22 protein-coding genes are annotated in these 17,425 nt (G+C 68.6%); 15 read left to right on the top strand and 7 right to left on the bottom strand.

Features of this window, described 5'->3' with window-relative positions; genetic code table 11:
* Positions 1 to 46: 46 nt before the first annotated feature.
* The 3 genes from ACLJOO_RS02585 (at position 47) to ACLJOO_RS02595 (ending at position 1,777) form a co-directional block, all read left to right on the top strand.
* Positions 47 to 409 carry a winged helix-turn-helix transcriptional regulator gene (locus ACLJOO_RS02585; protein WP_410785134.1) on the top strand — a complete coding sequence of 121 codons (363 nt, stop codon included), beginning with the start codon at positions 47 to 49 and terminating at the stop codon, positions 407 to 409.
* 84 nt (positions 410 to 493) lie between these two features.
* A complete protein-coding gene (locus tag ACLJOO_RS02590; RefSeq protein ID WP_327637283.1) occupies positions 494 to 1,012 on the top strand; it encodes a SigE family RNA polymerase sigma factor in 519 nt (172 codons plus the stop codon).
* Between the two features lie 3 nt (positions 1,013 to 1,015).
* Positions 1,016 to 1,777 carry a hypothetical protein gene (locus ACLJOO_RS02595; protein WP_410785135.1) on the top strand — a complete coding sequence of 254 codons (762 nt, stop codon included), beginning with the start codon at positions 1,016 to 1,018 and terminating at the stop codon, positions 1,775 to 1,777.
* Here the strand turns inward: ACLJOO_RS02595 and ACLJOO_RS02600 are convergent.
* Entirely contained in the window at positions 1,770 to 2,810 is a 1,041-nt protein-coding gene (locus ACLJOO_RS02600; protein ID WP_410785136.1) for a 4-hydroxy-3-methylbut-2-enyl diphosphate reductase, read from the bottom strand. The two genes, ACLJOO_RS02595 and ACLJOO_RS02600, sit on opposite strands and share 8 nt — an antisense overlap.
* An 86-nt stretch (positions 2,811 to 2,896) precedes the next feature.
* Entirely contained in the window at positions 2,897 to 3,394 is a 498-nt protein-coding gene (locus ACLJOO_RS02605; protein ID WP_410785137.1) for an HAD domain-containing protein, read from the bottom strand.
* A 46-nt stretch (positions 3,395 to 3,440) separates the two neighbouring features.
* On the opposite strand from ACLJOO_RS02605, the gene xseA reads away from it, so the two are divergent.
* The 5 genes from xseA (at position 3,441) to ACLJOO_RS02630 (ending at position 8,000) form a co-directional block, all read left to right on the top strand.
* On the top strand, positions 3,441 to 4,655 hold the full coding sequence (gene xseA / locus ACLJOO_RS02610; protein ID WP_410785138.1) for an exodeoxyribonuclease VII large subunit: 1,215 nt from the start codon (positions 3,441 to 3,443) through the stop codon (positions 4,653 to 4,655).
* 17 nt (positions 4,656 to 4,672) lie between these two features.
* Positions 4,673 to 4,867: an exodeoxyribonuclease VII small subunit gene (locus ACLJOO_RS02615; RefSeq protein WP_410787109.1), complete on the top strand. Its 195-nt coding sequence runs from the start codon at positions 4,673 to 4,675 to the stop codon at positions 4,865 to 4,867.
* Between the two features lie 50 nt (positions 4,868 to 4,917).
* Positions 4,918 to 5,361, top strand: coding sequence for a GNAT family N-acetyltransferase (locus tag ACLJOO_RS02620; RefSeq protein WP_410785139.1), 444 nt, complete (start codon positions 4,918 to 4,920; stop codon positions 5,359 to 5,361).
* Positions 5,362 to 5,464: 103 nt separating this feature from the next.
* The gene (locus tag ACLJOO_RS02625; RefSeq protein ID WP_410785140.1) at positions 5,465 to 6,388 is read left to right on the top strand and encodes a hypothetical protein; all 924 of its coding nucleotides are present in this window, start codon (positions 5,465 to 5,467) and stop codon (positions 6,386 to 6,388) included.
* 4 nt (positions 6,389 to 6,392) lie between these two features.
* The gene (locus ACLJOO_RS02630; protein WP_410785141.1) at positions 6,393 to 8,000 is read left to right on the top strand and encodes an SMI1/KNR4 family protein; all 1,608 of its coding nucleotides are present in this window, start codon (positions 6,393 to 6,395) and stop codon (positions 7,998 to 8,000) included.
* Here ACLJOO_RS02630 and ACLJOO_RS02635 read toward each other — a convergent pair.
* Positions 7,997 to 8,623 carry a TetR/AcrR family transcriptional regulator gene (locus ACLJOO_RS02635; RefSeq protein ID WP_410785142.1) on the bottom strand — a complete coding sequence of 209 codons (627 nt, stop codon included), beginning with the start codon at positions 8,621 to 8,623 and terminating at the stop codon, positions 7,997 to 7,999. The two genes, ACLJOO_RS02630 and ACLJOO_RS02635, sit on opposite strands and share 4 nt — an antisense overlap.
* A 42-nt stretch (positions 8,624 to 8,665) precedes the next feature.
* Here ACLJOO_RS02635 and ACLJOO_RS02640 point away from each other — a divergent pair, with 42 nt between their 5' ends.
* Together ACLJOO_RS02640 and ACLJOO_RS02645 are read left to right on the top strand one after the other, a co-directional pair.
* Positions 8,666 to 9,259 (top strand): flavodoxin family protein, encoded by a 594-nt coding sequence (locus ACLJOO_RS02640; RefSeq protein ID WP_410785143.1) that lies wholly within the window; start codon positions 8,666 to 8,668, stop codon positions 9,257 to 9,259.
* Entirely contained in the window at positions 9,259 to 9,579 is a 321-nt protein-coding gene (locus ACLJOO_RS02645) for a DMT family transporter (RefSeq protein WP_410785144.1), read from the top strand. Before ACLJOO_RS02640 ends, ACLJOO_RS02645 begins: the two co-directional genes overlap by 1 nt.
* Positions 9,580 to 9,599: 20 nt before the next feature.
* On the opposite strand, the gene ACLJOO_RS02650 is transcribed toward ACLJOO_RS02645, so the two are convergent.
* Together ACLJOO_RS02650 and ACLJOO_RS02655 are read right to left on the bottom strand one after the other, a co-directional pair.
* On the bottom strand, positions 9,600 to 10,256 hold the full coding sequence (locus tag ACLJOO_RS02650) for an NTP transferase domain-containing protein (protein WP_410785145.1): 657 nt from the start codon (positions 10,254 to 10,256) through the stop codon (positions 9,600 to 9,602).
* A 187-nt stretch (positions 10,257 to 10,443) separates the two neighbouring features.
* Positions 10,444 to 11,082 carry a DUF4245 domain-containing protein gene (locus ACLJOO_RS02655; protein WP_410785146.1) on the bottom strand — a complete coding sequence of 213 codons (639 nt, stop codon included), beginning with the start codon at positions 11,080 to 11,082 and terminating at the stop codon, positions 10,444 to 10,446.
* Between the two features lie 149 nt (positions 11,083 to 11,231).
* On the opposite strand from ACLJOO_RS02655, the gene glpX reads away from it, so the two are divergent.
* The 3 genes from glpX to ACLJOO_RS02670 are packed head-to-tail and all read left to right on the top strand — an operon-like array spanning position 11,232 to position 13,677.
* On the top strand, positions 11,232 to 12,266 hold the full coding sequence (glpX, locus tag ACLJOO_RS02660; RefSeq protein ID WP_410785147.1) for a class II fructose-bisphosphatase: 1,035 nt from the start codon (positions 11,232 to 11,234) through the stop codon (positions 12,264 to 12,266).
* Positions 12,263 to 13,204 carry a carbohydrate kinase family protein gene (locus tag ACLJOO_RS02665; protein WP_410785148.1) on the top strand — a complete coding sequence of 314 codons (942 nt, stop codon included), beginning with the start codon at positions 12,263 to 12,265 and terminating at the stop codon, positions 13,202 to 13,204. The genes glpX and ACLJOO_RS02665 overlap by 4 nt, the downstream gene beginning before the upstream one ends.
* Positions 13,205 to 13,206: 2 nt before the next feature.
* Positions 13,207 to 13,677, top strand: coding sequence for a hypothetical protein (locus tag ACLJOO_RS02670; RefSeq protein WP_410785149.1), 471 nt, complete (start codon positions 13,207 to 13,209; stop codon positions 13,675 to 13,677).
* Here ACLJOO_RS02670 and ACLJOO_RS02675 read toward each other — a convergent pair.
* Positions 13,674 to 14,342: a FadR/GntR family transcriptional regulator gene (locus ACLJOO_RS02675; RefSeq protein WP_410785150.1), complete on the bottom strand. Its 669-nt coding sequence runs from the start codon at positions 14,340 to 14,342 to the stop codon at positions 13,674 to 13,676. The genes ACLJOO_RS02670 and ACLJOO_RS02675 overlap by 4 nt on opposite strands.
* 178 nt (positions 14,343 to 14,520) lie before the next feature.
* On the opposite strand from ACLJOO_RS02675, the gene ACLJOO_RS02680 reads away from it, so the two are divergent.
* Positions 14,521 to 15,849, top strand: coding sequence for a 2-isopropylmalate synthase (locus tag ACLJOO_RS02680; protein ID WP_410785151.1), 1,329 nt, complete (start codon positions 14,521 to 14,523; stop codon positions 15,847 to 15,849).
* Positions 15,837 to 16,625 (top strand): ABC transporter ATP-binding protein, encoded by a 789-nt coding sequence (locus ACLJOO_RS02685; protein ID WP_410785152.1) that lies wholly within the window; start codon positions 15,837 to 15,839, stop codon positions 16,623 to 16,625. The genes ACLJOO_RS02680 and ACLJOO_RS02685 overlap by 13 nt, the downstream gene beginning before the upstream one ends.
* Here ACLJOO_RS02685 and ACLJOO_RS02690 read toward each other — a convergent pair.
* Entirely contained in the window at positions 16,567 to 17,394 is an 828-nt protein-coding gene (locus ACLJOO_RS02690; RefSeq protein ID WP_410785153.1) for a hypothetical protein, read from the bottom strand. The two genes, ACLJOO_RS02685 and ACLJOO_RS02690, sit on opposite strands and share 59 nt — an antisense overlap.
* Positions 17,395 to 17,425 lie beyond the last annotated feature (31 nt).

Here is a 17,425-nt window from a genome sequence, read left to right on the forward strand (position 1 = left end):
CGGTATCTATTGGTAACTGGCTACTTCAACGTGCTATAAGTACCTTGTGGTAACCAAAGGCAACGCGTTCGACCCGAACTGCCCGACCCGCACGATCCTGGACCGGATCGGCGACAAGTGGACGGTGCTTGCCGTGCTGAGCCTGCGCAGCGGCCCGCTCCGCTTCACCGAGCTCCGCGACGGCATCGGCCGGGTCGCGCCCAAGGTCCTCACCCAGACCCTGCGCCGGATGGAGCGCGACGGCCTGATCACCCGTGAGGTCTACCCGGAGATCCCGCCGCGCGTCGTCTACACCCTGACCCCGATGGGCGCGTCCCTGATCGAGCCGATCAGCGTGATCACCGACTGGGCCGAAACCCACATGCCCGCGATCACCAAGGCGCAGGCGACGTACGACGACCAGGCCTGAAAATCGCCCGCATCACCGCTCAACCTTTCCGGTGCGCCCAGGCATCACAAGTCTGACCGAGTTGAACGAGATGGGGGGCTGGGGATGGACCCAGGACGCGACCACGAATTCGCGGAGTTCGTGGACGGGCGATTCACCGCGCTGCAGCGCTTCGGCTACCTGCTGACCGGTGAGTGGCATCTGGCCGAGGACCTGGTGCAGACCGCGCTGACCAAGGTGTGGTTCCACCGGAACTCGCTGCGGAGCGGTAACGCGCTGGAGAGTTACACCCGGACCGTGATGGTGAACACCAGCACGCAGTGGTGGCGACGGAAGTGGCGCGGCGAAACACCTACCGAGCAATTGCCCGAACCGCGGGCCCAGGAACAGTACGACCCTGTCGACGACCGGGACCTGTTGCTGCGTGCACTCGCCACGCTGCCCCGCCGAACGCGCGCAGCGCTGGTCCTGCGGTATTTCGAGGACCTGCCGGAGGCCGAGATCGCCCAGATCATGGGCTGCTCGGTCGGCACCGTGAAGTCGAGCGTCTCCCGCGGACTGGCCAAGCTCCGCGAACACCACCTCGTCGCCGCCGTTTCCGCTCCGGCCCAGAAGGAGGGCTGAATCATGACCGACGATCTCAAGCAGCAGTTCGAGCGGCTCGTCGCCGACCCGCCGCCACCCAGCACAGTTCCGAGCGAGTCCGTGTTCGCGCGAGTCCGTTCGGTACGGCGTCGTCGTACCGCCGGCGCGTTGACGCTGGCCGCGGCCGCGGTGGTCGCTGTCGCCGTTGCCACCAGCAACCTCACGGACATCGGCAGCAGCCCGCCTGTCACCAACAGCCCGAGCGCACCGGTGACGATCGTCACCGGACCCCCGACGAGCACGCAGTCGACGGTGGCACCGACCACTACCGGAACGACCACGACCACGTCCACGACCACGCAAGGGACGACGACCGGCACGACGACAACGGGGGCAGTGAGCACGACCACGCCACCGCCGGTCAAGCCACCGACTCGGCCGATCCTTGTCGGCATCGTCCTCAAGCCGACTGTCACCGGCCGCACAGTCGCGGTGAAGGTCACGCTCTCGGGCACCGTCATCGTGCCCACGGTCGACGGGAAGAACCTGCCCGCCGACACGTCGTTCCTCAACCTCTCCGGCGGCACGAACTACTACTGGGGCGATGGCGAACAGGGCGGTTCGGACGGCGGTTCGGCCGGATGCGGCGGCACGACGCGGAAGACCGGTCGCGAGACGTACTCGATCGAAACGCACACCTACACGAAGCCGGGCACGTACACGCTGCGCTACGAAGTGCGGTACTGCACCGCCAAGGACAGCGCCTTCACTTTCACCAAGACCACCAGGGTGACGGTCAAATAGTCCAGGCGTGGTCGGAGGTGCCGGTGGTGGGGAGGCCGGCTGCCTTCAGGTCGGTGCGGAGGTCGCGTGGGAGGGCGAACGTCAGGCTCTCCTCCGCGGTCGTGACTTCCCGTACGTCGTCGTACCCGCGCTCGGCCAGCCAGCGCAGGACGTCGCGGACCAGCACCTCCGGCACGCTCGCGCCGCTGCTGACACCGACCGAGTCGACGCCGTCCAGCCAGGCGTCGTCGATCTCGTCGGCGTAGTCGACCAGGTAGCCGGCCTTTGCGCCGTGCTCGACCGCGACCTCGACCAGGCGCACCGAGTTCGACGAGTTCCGGGAGCCGACCACGATCATCAGGTCGGCCTCCGGTGCCAGCTTCTTGACCGCGGCCTGGCGGTTCTGGGTGGCGTAGCAGATGTCGTCGCTCGGCGGATCCTGCAAGTGCGGGAACCGCTCGCGCAGCCGCCGTACCGTCTCCATCGTCTCGTCGACCGACAGCGTGGTCTGGGACAGCCAGACGACCTTCTCGGGGTCGCGGACGGCGACGTTCGGTACGTCGTCCGGGCCGTCGACGAGCGTGACGTGCTCCGGGGCCTCGCCGGAGGTGCCGATGACCTCCTCGTGGCCCTCGTGGCCGATCAGCAGGATGTCGTAGTCGGTCGCGGCGAACCGCTTCGCCTCGTGGTGCACCTTGGTGACCAGCGGGCAGGTCGCGTCGATGGTCTTCAGCTGCCGCGCGGCAGCTTCCTCGTGCACCACCGGGGCGACGCCGTGTGCGGAGAAGATGACCGTCTCGCCCTCGGGCACCTCGTCGGTCTCGTCGACGAAGATCGCACCACGCTTCTGCAGCGTCTGTACGACGTACTTGTTGTGCACGATCTCCTTGCGCACGTACACCGGCGGCCCGTACAGGTCGAGCGCCTTCTCCACCGCCACCACGGCCCGGTCGACACCCGCGCAGTACCCACGGGGCGCGGCAAGCAGCACCCGCTTCGTCTTCGTCGCGGTCGTCGTACCGGTGTCGTCAGGCTGAGAAGTCACGTCACCCATGGTACGGGCCGTGATTTGTGAGCAGGGTCACTGGGGAGCCGTCCGCCCTATCCGGACGGCTCCTCCGCGGGAGGTGTACCTGCTGTTCAAGAATCGCCTGGAAACGCCTTGTGCGCAAAGGGTTTTCGGACCCACCCCCGCAGTACGCCGAAATGCCGACCGGTCAGCCCGGCCCGCGCGTCGACCGGAAGGATCAAGGCCTCCGGGAAGCGGTCCCGCTCCACGTCGCCCACCTCGTCGTCCACCCAGGCAAACGGACGGTCACCGACCCAGTCCGCGACGTACGGCGCCTTCCAGGAACCCCGGCGTACCGGCCGGCGATCCGGCCAGACGATCGTCGGCAGCTCAGGCAGACCGAGGAGGGGCCCGAGCAGACGATTGGCGCCGTGCTCCCAGCTACTGGCCCACACGAGCTCGAAACTGTCCGCGAGCGCGTTGAGCTCCACCCCGTGCACCGGATTGAGCAGAATCCGCCAGGTCTTCGCACCCTCAGTGATCTCGTGCCGCTGGTACCCCGGCGGGATCCCCTCGGCGCGGTGCGGGTTGAGGGGGCCGTCGAAATCCAGGAGGAGGAGTGGGCGCATTACTCAACGTTAGGGAATGTCGGTGCGGGGTCGTAGGGTCTGGGGCGTGGCTTTGGAGACCTCGCCGGAAGCGCCTGCGGCCGTGCGGACGATCGCTAACGGGATCGCGAGCTGGATCAACCAGCTCGGTGCCGTGTGGGTCGAGGGGCAGCTGACGGACGTCTCGATCGGGCGCGGTACGACGACGGTCTTCGGGACGCTGCGGGACACCGATGCGGACATCTCGTTGCGGTTCACCTGCAACCGGCGGGTGTTCGAGGCGGTCGAGGTCCACGACGGCTCGCGGGTGCTGGTGCACGCCAAGCCGAACTTCTTCGCCCGCCGCGGCACGCTCGCGCTGGCGGTCAACGAGATCCGTCACGTCGGGATCGGCGAGCTGCTGGCCCGGATCGAGCGGCTGAAACAGCTGCTCGCGGCCGAGGGCCTCTTCGAGCCGTACCGGAAGAAGAAGCTGCCGTTCCTGCCGCACACGATCGGGCTGATCTGCGGGCGGGATTCTGCGGCCGAGCGCGACGTACTGGAGAACGCGAAGCGGCGCTGGCCGGCCGTCGCGTTCCGGATCGAGTACGCGTCGGTGCAGGGGCCGTCGGCGGCCGGTGAGGTGATGACCGCGCTGCGGAAGCTGGACGCGGACGATGCGGTCGAGGTGATCGTGATCGCGCGCGGCGGCGGATCGCTGGAGGATCTGCTGCCGTTCTCCGACGAGGGCCTGATCCGGGCGGTGTCCAAGACCGGTACGCCGGTGGTGAGCGCGATCGGGCACGAGCCGGACTCACCGCTGCTCGACCTGGTCGCGGACCTCCGGGCGTCGACACCGACCGACGCGGCGAAGCGGATCGTGCCGGACGTGCGCGAGGAACTGGACGGCGTACGGCAGTTGCGCGAGCGCGGCCTGCGGGCAATCCGGTCCTGGCTGGATCGCGAGGCGCACGCGCTGGCGGCGATCCGTTCGCGGCCGGCACTGGCGGCGCCGGTGTCGGACCTGCAGCGGCGGTCCGACGAGATCACGGCGCTGGTCGAGCGCAATCGGCGGACGCTCACGCATCGGCTCGACCGGGCGAGTGACGACATCGCGCACCGGTTGGCGAGCGTACGGGCGCTGTCCCCGAAGGCGACACTGGAGCGCGGGTACTCCGTGCTGCAGCTGGCCGACGGCACTGCCGTACGAGAAGTGGCGCAGGTGGCGCCGGGTGACCTGCTGCAGGCGCGGGTCAGTGACGGCCGCTTCGCGGTCGAAGTCAAGGCGGAGGAGAAGAAGTGAGCGGCGACCGACCCGAGATGACGTACGAGCAGGCCCGCGAGGAACTCGTCGACGTGGTCCGCAAACTCGAAGCCGGCGGCACCAGCCTCGAGGAATCCCTCGCGCTGTGGGAACGCGGCGAAGAACTGGCCGGCACCTGCCAACGCTGGCTCGACGGCGCCCGAGAACGCCTCACCAAAGCCCAAGCCGCGCAGGAGGAGAAGTCGAACTGACTATCCGCGCCGCGCGCTCGGACGACCTGCTTGGTGCCGCTGAGGCTCGGGTGGCTAGTTGGAGAGGTGCTTTCACGGGGCTCGTGCCGCAGGACTTCCTCGACGCGATGGATCCGGACTCGATCGCGGCCTCCTGGGCGGACAGTATCGCCGCGGGCCGCTCCCGCCTGTACGTCTCCGTCACCGATCGGGTCGTCGGGTACGCCGGGGTCGGCCCGGAGCGTGATGAGACAGCCCCACCGAACACAGGCGAGCTGTACGCGCTCTTCGTCCACCCCGACCACTGGGCAACCGGCGCCGGCCGCGCCCTGACCGACGCCGCCTGCACCGACCTCCGCAACGCCGGCTGCACCACGGTCCGCCTATGGGTGCTCGAGGCAAACATCCGCGCACGCCGTTTCTACCAACGCTACGGCTTCACAGAGACCCCCGACCGCACGCACTCCTCGCTCGCCAACCTCCCCGAGATCAGGCTGACCGCACCCCTGATGTGAAGGTTCCGCAAAGCCGAACCGATTCCTCCAGCGGTGACCTGATCCGTCACTACGGTGAACCACTTTCCTAGATCTGGTTCATCATGTGGAGGTTTTACCAACAATGATCGCGCTCATCGTGATCGGCGTACTCGTCCTCGGACTCGCCGGTTTCGTCTTCTGGTTCCTGAAGATCCGCGATCCGCTGAAGGGCGAGGACTTCTACAAGTTCCACGCCGAGCAGAAGTGGGCGTGGGAGCTCACGCTGACGCCGGAGCAGGAGAAGGCGTTCATGGCCGGCCTCGAGGCGTACGACGACGAACGCGGCTGCTCCCCGATGCGCGAGGAGGGCATCCTGCGGGTGTACAGCCCGATGATGCTGATCTCGCTGTTCTGGATGACCGAGCGGTTCGCCGCGATGGGGCCGGCCGCCGTACAGGATCCGGCAGGCGCCGTACAGCAGTTGATGACGGACGCCGCGGACGGCGAGAGCGACGGCATCCTCTACTACGACGACGAGTGGATGGGCGAGGACGTCGAGCAGGTCGACGGCATGGACAAGTACGCGTTCACCGACGCGATCATGTCCGCGACGCACGCGCAGGGCGTGGACCACGAGTTCGCCGGCGGGTACGCGGACGAGGACAAGGGCTTCGTCACGATGGGCGTTCTCGCCAAGAGTCCCGAGCACGTGACCAAGATGTACGAGGACGCGTTCGCCGTCTCGGGCCCGCAGCCCGAGCTGAACAACCGGCTGGACGTCATGCGCGAGGTCATGAAGGCGGAGGACCCGGAGTACATCGCGGCACACAACAAGGCCGAGGCGGAGAAGAGCAAGTACGTCAACACGTTGATCTTCTGCTTCGACCGCGTCGTGAAGCGCTACAACGAGGCGCGGCCGGAGATGCAGTACGCCGAACCGCGCGACGTACTGTCCGTCGTGATGGCGCAGATGCTGGAGGACGGGCGCTCCGGGTACACGTGGACGCGCCCACCGTCGCAGGAGCAGCACGAGCTCGCGCTGGCGATCCTGGGCAACCGAGGCTAACTGCGTGCACAAAGATCGTGAGGATGCTGCGGCCGCCGCACTGACCGAGCTGGCCGAGCTGATCGCCGGCGCCGCTCCTCGGGATTGGAAGCGTGCCGAGTTGCATGGGTATGCGCTCGGGGAAGGCGCGTCCGGGCATCGTGGTTTCCACTTCCTGCCCGCCGGACTGGACCAGCACGACATCGACGTCCACCCGAGTCTGTGCGGCCTGCATACGTTGCTAGGGGCAACCGAGCATCTCACGATCGATCTGGAACTGGAGGCCCGCGGTCGTTTTCGCGCGATTCTGAGCGAGCGGCTCGATCGCACGGACGACCGCGGCTTCCGGTACCTGCTGGACCCGCAGTCCGAGCCGCCTGCACCTGACACGCCGGCTCCTACTCTCGGCGAAGCTGGGGATCCGGCCGAAGCGGTTGCCCTGCTCAACGAATACCACCGACTGCTCCAGCCGACGCTGGACCTGCCTGATCTTCCACCGCCGTTGGAGGACTGGGACCTCGACCTCGCGCTGCCCCGCGATCTCAGTGCGTTGTACGCCCTTGCTGACGGCGGCGGTGGGCACGTGCAGTTCCACGGCTTCGCTTGGTTCGGTCTGGAGATGCTGGAAGAGCTGAGCTCGGACCACTGGTGGGTCATGCGCGGGTGGCGGCGCTTCGTCCACAACTCGTTCGTCACCGAGTTCGGGCCGCCGGGGGCGATTCGGCGAGTGGGCGATCATCCGGGCTGGATTCCGTTCGCCACCGACTCGTTCGGCGACTACCTCGCCGTCGACATGGCACCCGGGCCGAACGGGCGGCCCGGTCAGGTGATCCTGATCGGACGCCACCAGGACGCGGGTCCGATCTACGTCGCGGAATCGGTGACCGAACTGATCCGCTCGCACGCGGACGCGCTCCGCTCCGACCGGATCGAGCGCGACGAGGACGGCCAGCTGTGGATCGACTCGGGCGACGCCTACCACTATCAGCGCCGGCACGACGACACGGGCCGGCTCACTGTCAGCGGTCGCGACGCGGGGCCCGTCCGCGGGCTGACCGCGGAGACGCGTGAACTGCTGGTGCACGACGCACCCTGGGTCGATCTCCGACCGGTGCGGGATGCGCCCGCGCTGCTGAGGTTCTCGGTCCACAACTGCGCGGGGCTCGACCTGTCGCCGCTGCAGGAAACGTCGGTCGAGGTGCTGTCTCTGGCGACCGACACGATCGACCTGTCCGGTCTGCACGGGCATCCGACCGTCGGCCAGGTCGTCCTGCGCAGCGCGAAGCCGATTGATCTGCGACCGCTGGCGTCCTGTCCGAACCTGCACACCCTCGACCTGACCGACGCGCCGGCCGCCGACGTGTCCGCGCTGGGTCAGCTGTCGGGCCTGCGCTACCTGCGAATGCTGCGCCCACAGTGGCAGGAGTACCTGGCCGCCCAGCCGCGGCCCGCGACGCTGGCAGTCGCCGAACTCGCCGAGGAGCCACTGAAGGAACGAAAGTTCTACTGGTCCTTCGACAAGGCCTACGAGAAGCCCCGCCGCCCCACACTGGCAGACGCCCTCGAATGGGCAGAAAACCTCACCGGCCAAGCGACCGACATCACCACCCTCAAAGGCAAGTTCAAGCCCTAGACCGGTAGCAGGCTGGTCGCTACGGCTCGGAGGCCGGTTTTCAGTCGGTTTAGGTCGTAGCCCTGGTCTCGGAGGGCGTTGTGTAGGTCGGCTGCTAGTGGTGCTAGGAGCACATGGGCTGTGTAGTCCGCGTCCAGTTCGGGGCGGGCGGCTTCTATCAGGTGGGACAGGTGGCGGTGCCAGAGGTGGTACGAGCCGATGCGGTAGCGCGCGCCGTTCGAGGCGTTCTCGCTGTCCATGAACAGGGCGACGTGCCGATCGAGTAGGTCGAGGTACGCGTCGAGGAACGCCATCACCCGGACGACGGGCGGCGCCCCCGGGCCGAGGGGCGGCGGGCCGCTGATGATCTTCGCCTGCAGTTCCTGCTCGCGCTCGTCGAGCAGCGCGACCGCCAGGCCCGCGCGATCACCGAACCGGCGGAACACAGTCCCCTTCCCCACGCCCGCTTCCGCGGCGATCGCATCCAGCGAGACGTTCTTCACGCCGCGCTCGGTGAACAGTCGTTCCGCAGCCTCCAGAACCCGCAGCCGATTGCGTCGCGCATCCGCCCGTTCCGGCCGCGGCTCCCCCACGACCGGCAGACTCCGTTGTAAAGCGGACCGCGGTCCGGTACTGTCGTTCATAAGACGGACTGTAGTCCGCTAAAGACTCTGGAGGAAGCAGACATGAGCAACGCTCGGATCGCGATCGCCTACCACTCGGGCTACGGGCACACCGCGAAGCAGGCGGAAGCGGTGGCCGCGGGCGCCGCGTCCGTACCGGGGACCACTACCGATCTGGTGCCGCTGGACGAGCTGACCGAGGAGGTGTGGGAGCGGCTGACCGCTGCCGACGCGATCATCTTCGGCGCACCGACGTACATGGGGAGCCCGAGTTGGGTGTTCAAGAAGTTCGCTGAGGAGAGCGTGCGGATCTGGGCGGCCGATCTCGGCTGGCGGGACAAGATCGCGGCCGGGTTCACCAACTCGAAGGCGATGTCCGGCGACAAGCTGAACAGTCTGGTCGACCTGGCTGTGTTCGCCGCGCAGCACGGGATGATCTGGGTCGGCCTGGACATCTACCCGGGCTGGGCGGACAGCACCGCGAGTATCGAGGACCTCAACCGGCTCGGCAGCTGGCTCGGCGCGATGGCGCAGTCCGACGCGGACCTGTCCGCGGAGAAGGCGCCGCCGAACACCGACCTGCGGACCGCGGCCGCGCTCGGCGCGCGGGTCGCGACCGTCACGCACCGGCATCTGAGAGGAGCACTGGCGGCCTGATGGCTTGGATCATCCTGCTCGCCGCGGCGGCGTTCGAGATCGCGTTCGCGCTCAGCCTGAAACCGAGCGAGGGCTTCAGCCGGCTGTGGCCGACGCTCGGCGTGCTCGTGTTCGGCGTGATCTCGGTCGTCCTGCTCGCGAAGACACTCGATCGCCTCCCGGTCGGTACGGCGTACGCGATCTGGACCGGCATCGGATCGGTAGGCGTTGTCACCCTCGGCATCGTCCTGTTCCACGAGCCGATCACCCCGACCCGCCTGGCCTGCATCGCCCTGATCGTCACGGGCGTTGTAGGCCTCCGCCTGGCCGGCGCGGACTAAACCCCAGTCGGAAGAACCGGTCAGGTGTTGGTGTGGCGTCGGCGGCGGGGGCGGGTGGACAGCGGGAGGGGGTGCGTGTCCAGGGGGAGGTCGTCGATGGGGGCTGGTCCGCCGGCCAGGAGTTGGTGGTAGGCGGACCAGGTGGTGGCGCGGGGCGGGATGTTGCCGATGGCATCTACTCGGGTGACGGGGTGGGTGCCTTCGTGGATCGGGTCCCAGAGGTCGGCGTCGCTGCGGAGGCCCCGGAGTTCGCCGAAGAGTTCGCGGCCGAACCAGCACGGGTAGCTTTCGCCGTCGTCGTACCGGCTGACGCCGATCGGCGTGGAGGCCTCGGCGACGAGCGACCAGACGGTGGCCGACGTGATCCCGGGCTGATCACCGAGCAGTACGACGATCCCGTCGGCGCGCCGGTCGACCGCGTCCAGGGCCGGCACGATCGACGAACTACCGGTGTCGGCATGCGGCGACTCGACCACCCGAACGCCGTCGAGATCGATCCGGTCGTGGACCTGCTCCGACGCGCTGCCGAGCGTCACGACCAGCTGGTCGAACGAGCATTCCCGCGCGCTTTCCAGCGCGGCGCCGAGCAGCGTGCCGCCCTGATAGGCGAGCAACTGCCAGGGAGAACCGAGGTGCGGCGAGCTGTCCGCGCCCAGCAAAAGCCCCGTGATGAACATTTGCGGGTCAACTCCCTGCCCGGGACGGCGCGACCATTCGACGACCCTTCTGCTGGTCCCCGAGCGTACGCAAGCCGAGCCTCGATCGAACCCCTTGCCGTGGGTATGTGTCAACGACCGTCCGGAAAGTGGTCGGAATTGACCGGAAAATGGGCAGTCCGGCGGTTACCGCAGGTCAGCACAAATGTCAGCGCAGTACCGAAGCGAACGCTTCAAGCGCCGGATATCCGGCATTTCCGGCGACGATCGTCGTCACCCCGGAACCCACCAGGAGCAAGGCGTTCTCGTTCTTCCGGTCGAGCAGCACCTTGCGTTGCCAGGTCACGCCGCCGACCGACGCCGTACCGTCGTCGGACGTCCGGCCGAGCTTCTCGGCGACGTATTTCCCGCCGCTGACATTCGACTGCTCGAGGCCGACATATTTCTTCTCGTTCGTCACGACGCCGAGATGCCAGGTGATCGGTTCCTGCTGCGGGGTGCGGAATTCCACGCTGGTTGCGGTCCACCCGGACGGCATCGGCTCCGGTCCGCGGACCCAGGCGGCAGCCTTCCGGGCGTCCTCCAACTGGGCGGTGTACTCGACCGGGTTGGGCTGCGCCTCCTTCTTCGGGCGCCACGTGACGGTGATCAGGAACGCGACCACGGCGAGGCAGATCACCAGCGCGAACACCATGTTCCCGACGGTCTGCGACTTCCGCTTGTCCCGCCGGTACGCCTGCCGGTATTCGTTCGCCTCCGCCTGAACCTGCGCCTTCTCCCGGGCCTTCGCCTCGGCCTTCTCCTGGGCCGCCGCGTCGTTGGAAGCGTCCTGACCTGTCGAACTCATGCTCACAGTGTCTCGCGAGGTGCAATCCGCCCGAACACCCCCCAACGTCGTTGGCTACGATCCGTTGGCATGAGCGAGCGCAGCGAGCGAACAAAGACAGAGCCGACCTTGTCGCTCATGCGGGAGCCGAGCGCCAGCGAGGTGGACGCATGAGCGACCCGACCACCCCACCTGCCCATCTGGAGGTCGACGCGCACGCGCCCGACCGGAACCTCGCCCTCGAACTGGTCCGGGTCACCGAGGCCGCGGCGATGGCGGCGGGCCGCTGGGTCGGCCGCGGCGACAAGAACGGCGCCGACGGCGCGGCGGTGAACGCGATGCGTACGCTGATCGGCACTGTCGGTATGGACGGCGTCGTGGTGATCGGCGAGGGCGAGAAGGACAACGCCCCGATGCTCTACAACGGCGAGCAGGTCGGCTCCGGCGAAGGCCCGGAATGTGACGTGGCGGTCGACCCGGTCGACGGTACGACGCTGGTCGCGAAGGGCATGAACAACGGCATCGCGGTGATGGCCGTCTCCGCCCGGAACTCGATGTACGACCCGTCCGCGGTCTTCTACATGGAGAAGCTCGTCGTCGGCCCGGAGGCGGCCGAGGTGGTCGACATCCGGCTCCCGGTCGCGGAGAACATCCGCCGGGTCGCGAAGGCGAAGGGCAGCTCGGTCGACGACGTCACCGTCGTACTGCTGGACCGGCCGCGGCACGACGAGCTCGCCACCCAGATCCGGGCCACCGGCGCGCGGATCAAGTTCATCTCCGACGGCGACGTGGCGGGCGCGGTCGAGGCGGCCCGCCCGGACACCGGTCTGGACATGTTGCTCGGCATCGGCGGTACGCCGGAAGGCATCATCGCCGCCTGCGCGATGAAGTGCCTGGGCGGGAAGATCCAGGGCAAGCTCTGGCCGCGGGACGACGCGGAACGGCAGAAGGCGCTCGACGCCGGGCACGACCTGGACCAGGTCCTCGACACCGACGACCTGGTGAGCGGCGACGACTGCTTCTTCGTCGCGACCGGCATCACCGACGGCGAGCTGCTCCGCGGGGTCCGCTACGGCCGGTCCACGGCGCGCACCCACTCGCTCGTCATGCGCTCCCGCAGCGGCACGATCCGCTCGATCGAGAGCGTCCACCAGCTGGAGAAGCTCCGCGCGTACTCCGCCATCGACTTCGAGCACGCCCGATGACCGCTCCGCTCCTCGTCGTCGGCGAGGCACTGGTGGACATCGTCGGATCCGCGAAGTCCCGCAACGGCAACGGGAAGAGCAACGCGACGCCGGGCGGTTCGCCGGCGAATGTCGCGGTCGGTCTGGCGCGCCTCGGCGTACCGACTGAGCTGGTGACCCGGTTCGGGACCGACGCGTACGGCGATCAGCTCGGTGCGCACCTGTTCGGGAACGGTGTCCAGCTCGCGCCCGGATCGGTCGACCCGAACTTCCGGACCAGTACGGCGACTGCGACGCTGGACGCGGCGGGCGTCGCGACGTACCAGTTCGACATCACCTGGGAACCGCCTGCGCTCTCGCTGTCCCGCGGCTGCCCCGCCATCCACACCGGCTCGATCGCGACCGTGCTCGAGCCGGGCGCGGCGTCGATCCGCGACTTCCTCGCGTCGGTCGCCGACCAGCCGGTGACCGTGACGCTCGACCCGAACGCGCGGCCGAGTATCACGCCCGATCCGGTCTCGACGTGGGATGCCGTACGGGCGCTTGCGGCGTTGAGCGATCTGGTGAAGCTGAGCGACGAGGACTGCGAGTTCCTGCGTCCCGGGATGGCTCCGGTGGAGATCGCGAAGGAGCTGTTGACCGCCGAGCGGACGCAGTGCGTCGTGATCACCCGCGGCGGCGAAGGCGCGCTCGGGGTCTCCCGGGACGCCCACGTCGACGTGACGGCGCCGGTGATCGAGGTCGTGGACACCGTCGGCGCGGGCGACTCGTTCATGTCGGCGCTCATCGCCGGACTGGACGCACGCGAGTTGCTCGGCGAGCGGCGGCTGGCCGGACTGACCTCCGAGGACCTGCGGGACATCGTGGACTACGCGGTGAAGGCGGCGGCGATCACCTGCACCCGGCACGGCGCCGACCCGCCGACCGCGGCCGAGCACACGGAGAAGTGGGGTTCCTGAGGGTGTCTGCCGAAACGTGGACCTCCGAACTGGAGTCCAACGGCAGCGTGGACTTCCGGCCGCGCCGCAGCAGGCTCGCGGTGCGGCTGGCCGGATTCGGTCTGCTGATGGTGCTGTCGGCGTGGACGAACGTCGAGCATCTGCGCGCGGACGGTGTGTCGGGAGCACTCGGCGTACTGCGGCTGACCGCTCTCGCGGCGTTCGTCTACGGAACCGGCTGGACCACGTGGCAGCTGATCACGAACCGCCCGGTCATCACGGTGGACGCCGAGGGCATCACCCGGGGCCGCAGCCTGCAGTGGTCGGGCATCACCAGCATCGACGAACCCGCCGGCTGGCCGCTGGCGCGCGCGGTGCAGATCAACCCGGCGGACCGCCGTACGCGACCGATCTCGATTCCGCAGGACCACGTCGAGGACCTGAACGCCCTCGCCCCCTGGCTGCGCTCACTCCACGAACAGCACCGGGACTAACCAAGCGTGGACCGGACCGCGCTGAGGTGCTCGCGGGAGCGGGCTGCGGCGAGGTCCGGGTCCTTGGCGCGGATGGCGTCCGCGATCGCCTCGTGGGCGGCCTGGTCGTGGCGATGCCGGTGCTCCTCGTCGAGCTTGAGCATGTCGATCATCGCCCGCCGGATCCGCGGCACGAACGTGTCGAACAGCTCCGTCAGTACGGCGTTGTGCGCGGCTGTCACCACCGCGCGGTGGAACGCGAGATCGGCCTCGATGTACCAGTCGTCGGGCGCCTTCACGGCGGCCCGTTGGCGGTCCGCGAGCGTGTAGCGGAAGTTCTTCAGGTCCGCCGGCGTACGACGGATCGCCGCGAGCCGGGCGCCCTCGGTCTCGATCGCCAGCCGGCCTTCCAGTACGTCGGTGATGTCGGCCTTCCGCAGTACCTTGTCCCAGTCCTCGGCGGCCTGGAGCGCGATTACGAACACGCCCGCGCCTTGGCGGCTCTCCAGCACCCGCCGGCCGGCCAGTTCCCGCACGGCCTCGCGGATCGTGGACCGGCCGACGCCGAGCTGCGCGGCCAGCGTGGTCTCACCGGGAAGCTTGGCGCCGAGCGGCCATTCACCGTCGCCGATCCGGCGTAGCAACTCCTCGGCTGCCTGCTCGGCTAGTGGGTGGCGACGAATCATGTGCACCATCCTAAAGGTTGTCAGCTTGTCTGAGGAGTTGATACGGTGCTCGGCATGCGCAAGCTTCCGGGTCTCCTCCTTCTTGGCCGCCACGGCGGGAGCTGATTCGACCGGCGCTCCCTCCGTGGAGTGCAGTCGTCCGCCGGTCCTCCCCCGCTCCCCGGAAGGACCACCTGTCATGAATCGTCAGCAGCCCTCCCCCATGCCCAGCCACCGCTACCGCGACATCTTCGCCCGGGTCCCGGTCGCACCCGTCGACCGCACCTGGCCCGATCGCCGGATCACGACGGCGCCGCTCTGGGTGCCGGTCGACCTCCGGGACGGCAACCAGGCGCTGGCCGACCCGATGGACCCCGAGCGCAAGCGCCGGTTCTTCGAGCTGATGGTTGCCATCGGCTACAAGGAGATCGAGGTCGGCTACCCGTCCGCTTCGCAGACCGACTTCGACTTCGTCCGGCTGCTGGCGACATCCGACCTGGTCCCGGACGACGTCACGATCGTGGTGTTCACCCCGGCCCGCCGCGACCTGATCGAGCGGACCGTGGAGTCGGTCGCGGGCATGCGCGGCGACGTGGTGATCCACATGTACGCCGCGACCGCGCCGGTCTGGCGGGACGTCGTACTGCGTCGTACGAGGGACGAACTGGCGTCGATGATCTACGCCGGCTCCGAGGAGATCCTGCGGCTGGCCGGGGACTCGGTGCGGTTCCAGTTCTCGCCCGAGGTCTACAACCTGACCGAGCCTGACTACGTGCTCGAGCTGGCGGATCACCTCACCAAGCAGTGGGACGCGACGCCGGAGCGGCCGGTGATCCTGAACCTGCCCGCGACGATCGAGGCCGCGACGCCGAACGTGTACGCCGACCAGATCGAGTACATGCACCAGAACCTCCCGCGCCGCGACGGCGTGATCCTGTCGGTGCATCCGCACAACGACCGCGGTACGGGCGTCGCCTGCGCGGAGCTAGCAGTGCTAGCGGGAGCGCAGCGCGTCGAGGGATGTGTCTTCGGCAACGGCGAGCGCACCGGCAACGTTGACATCGCCACCCTCGCGCTCAACCTGCACGCCCAGGGCGTCGACCCGATGATCGACTTCTCCGACATCGACGGGATCCGTTCAGTGGTCGAGTACTGCACGCGCATGCCGATCCATCCGCGGCATCCGTACGTCGGGGAGCTCGTCTACACGGCCTTCTCCGGGACGCATCAGGACGCGATCCGGAAGGGGTTCGCCGTACAGGGGCCTGGTGTCTGGGAAGTGCCTTATCTGCCGATCGATCCGGCGGATGTGGGGCGCGGGTACGAGGCCGTCGTACGGGTGAACAGCCAGTCCGGTAAAGGCGGGATCGCGCATGTGCTGGAGTCTGTGTACGGCATTCGGCTGTCTCCCGAGCAGGAGCGGGAGTTCGCGGGGCACGTGCAGCGGCATACGGACGGGACCGGGCGGGAAGCGGGTGCGGAGGAGTTGAAGGCGTTGTACGAGGAGGTTTACGGGTGCTCGAACTGAAGGACGTCGACTTCGTCCGGGACGGCAAGCCGTTGCTGTCCGGGGTGTCGCTGACCGCGGGCGAGGGTGAGCGGTGGGCGCTGCTCGGGCCGAACGGCGCGGGCAAGAGCACGCTGCTCGGGTTGTGCGGCGCAGTCACGCATCCGACCCGCGGTACGGTCGAGATCCTCGGACGCCGGCTCGGTACGGTCGACATTCGCACCCTGCGGGAGTCCATCGGGCACGTGAATCCGCGGCACCCGCTGCGGTCGCCGCTGAGCATCCGGGACGTCGTACTGACCGGTCTCACCGGGACGATCGAGCGCATGCCGCGCTGGGAGCCGACGCCGGCGCAGGAGGCTCGCGCGCTCGAGCTGATCGAGTTGCTCGGGATCGGCGGGCTGGCCGGCGCGCACTGGACCACGCTGTCTCAGGGCGAGCGCGGGCGCGCGTTGATTGCGCGGGCGCTGATCTCGGACCCGCAGCTGCTTCTGCTGGACGAGCCGTCGACCGGCCTGGACGTGGCGGCGCGCGAGCAGTTACTGGAGACGCTCGACCAGATCCACCTGAGCCACCCGCACCTGGCGTGGGTCCTCGTCACCCATCACCTCGAGGAGCTCCCCACCTGCACCACCCACGCCGCCCTCCTCCGCGACGGCCGCGTGCTGTCCGCCGGGCCGGTCGACGACGTGATCACCACCGAACTGATCACGGCGACCTTCGACCATCCGATCGAGATCAACCGCCACGCCGGCCGCTGGACCGCAACCGCCCGACGAGGTACCCAGCACCGCTGAGCAGTGCGAATACGCCGCAACCGCCGCCGAGCGCCAGCCAGAACGTCTGGTCGTCCCGCGCCGACTCGACTCTCCAGACAGCACGGCCTTTGGCCGGATCGGCGATCACGTACTCCACGGGCACTTCCTCGCCGAGCGCGAGGAAGTGCTCGCCGGGGTCCCGTCCGGTGTTGAACGTGTATTCCACGCCGCCGACGGAGTACCGGACGTCGACGGTGCCGGATCCCTTGTCCAGCAGGCTCGGCTCGTGGATCTTGACGACTGTGCCGGTGGTGGTCGCGGTCGGTTGATCCGCCGGTTTGGCCACGCTGCGGGCGTGCAACCCAAGGCTCCCGAACGCGACTGTCATCAGGACGAGGAACACCACCAGACTGCCCGGCACCAGCGGCTCCCCACGCCGCCGCCAGCCGGACGAGCCGGTGGAGCCGGTGGAGCCGGTGGCGTGGCGCCCGGCCGGATGCTTGCCCGCCGCCGTCGCGGAGGGGCTCACACCCCGGACCCAGAGGATGCCGACGACAACCAGGACCAGCACCAGCCACGCCATCAGCGCGCCGATCCCGACCATCCCGCCGACGAACGCCGCATCGCCGACCGGACGGTCGGCCACGAGACCGACGAGAGCACCGACGCCGGCCCCCAGCCCGGCGACCAGCGCCATGGCCAGCAGGACGCCGATCCCGAACAGCGAGGAGCCGGAGTCGGCCAGCGCGTACGCCGCCGCCGGACCGCGCACGAACGCCCAGCTGAGCACCCCGCGAATCCGCCGCATGGGCCAAGTGTGGTGCACTACAGTGTCTCTT

The sequence above is a fragment of the Kribbella sp. C-35 genome (genome assembly GCF_046549195.1).
Classification (GTDB): domain Bacteria; phylum Actinomycetota; class Actinomycetes; order Propionibacteriales; family Kribbellaceae; genus Kribbella.

Bases quoted from the DNA above. Each gene is read 5' to 3' on its own strand.
- ACLJOO_RS02590 (WP_327637283.1), top strand. From the start codon at position 494: ATGGACCCAGGACGCGACCACGAATTCGCGGAGTTCGTGGACGGGCGA.
- ACLJOO_RS02595 (WP_410785135.1), top strand. From the start codon at position 1,016: ATGACCGACGATCTCAAGCAGCAGTTCGAGCGGCTCGTCGCCGACCCG.
- ACLJOO_RS02600 (WP_410785136.1), bottom strand. From the start codon at position 2,810: ATGGGTGACGTGACTTCTCAGCCTGACGACACCGGTACGACGACCGCG.
- ACLJOO_RS02605 (WP_410785137.1), bottom strand. From the start codon at position 3,394: ATGCGCCCACTCCTCCTCCTGGATTTCGACGGCCCCCTCAACCCGCAC.
- ACLJOO_RS02615 (WP_410787109.1), top strand. From the start codon at position 4,673: ATGACGTACGAGCAGGCCCGCGAGGAACTCGTCGACGTGGTCCGCAAA.
- ACLJOO_RS02625 (WP_410785140.1), top strand. From the start codon at position 5,465: ATGATCGCGCTCATCGTGATCGGCGTACTCGTCCTCGGACTCGCCGGT.
- ACLJOO_RS02635 (WP_410785142.1), bottom strand. From the start codon at position 8,623: ATGAACGACAGTACCGGACCGCGGTCCGCTTTACAACGGAGTCTGCCG.
- ACLJOO_RS02640 (WP_410785143.1), top strand. From the start codon at position 8,666: ATGAGCAACGCTCGGATCGCGATCGCCTACCACTCGGGCTACGGGCAC.
- ACLJOO_RS02645 (WP_410785144.1), top strand. From the start codon at position 9,259: ATGGCTTGGATCATCCTGCTCGCCGCGGCGGCGTTCGAGATCGCGTTC.
- ACLJOO_RS02650 (WP_410785145.1), bottom strand. From the start codon at position 10,256: ATGTTCATCACGGGGCTTTTGCTGGGCGCGGACAGCTCGCCGCACCTC.
- ACLJOO_RS02655 (WP_410785146.1), bottom strand. From the start codon at position 11,082: ATGAGTTCGACAGGTCAGGACGCTTCCAACGACGCGGCGGCCCAGGAG.
- glpX (WP_410785147.1), top strand. From the start codon at position 11,232: ATGAGCGACCCGACCACCCCACCTGCCCATCTGGAGGTCGACGCGCAC.
- ACLJOO_RS02665 (WP_410785148.1), top strand. From the start codon at position 12,263: ATGACCGCTCCGCTCCTCGTCGTCGGCGAGGCACTGGTGGACATCGTC.
- ACLJOO_RS02675 (WP_410785150.1), bottom strand. From the start codon at position 14,342: ATGATTCGTCGCCACCCACTAGCCGAGCAGGCAGCCGAGGAGTTGCTA.
- ACLJOO_RS02680 (WP_410785151.1), top strand. From the start codon at position 14,521: ATGAATCGTCAGCAGCCCTCCCCCATGCCCAGCCACCGCTACCGCGAC.
- ACLJOO_RS02690 (WP_410785153.1), bottom strand. From the start codon at position 17,394: ATGCGGCGGATTCGCGGGGTGCTCAGCTGGGCGTTCGTGCGCGGTCCG.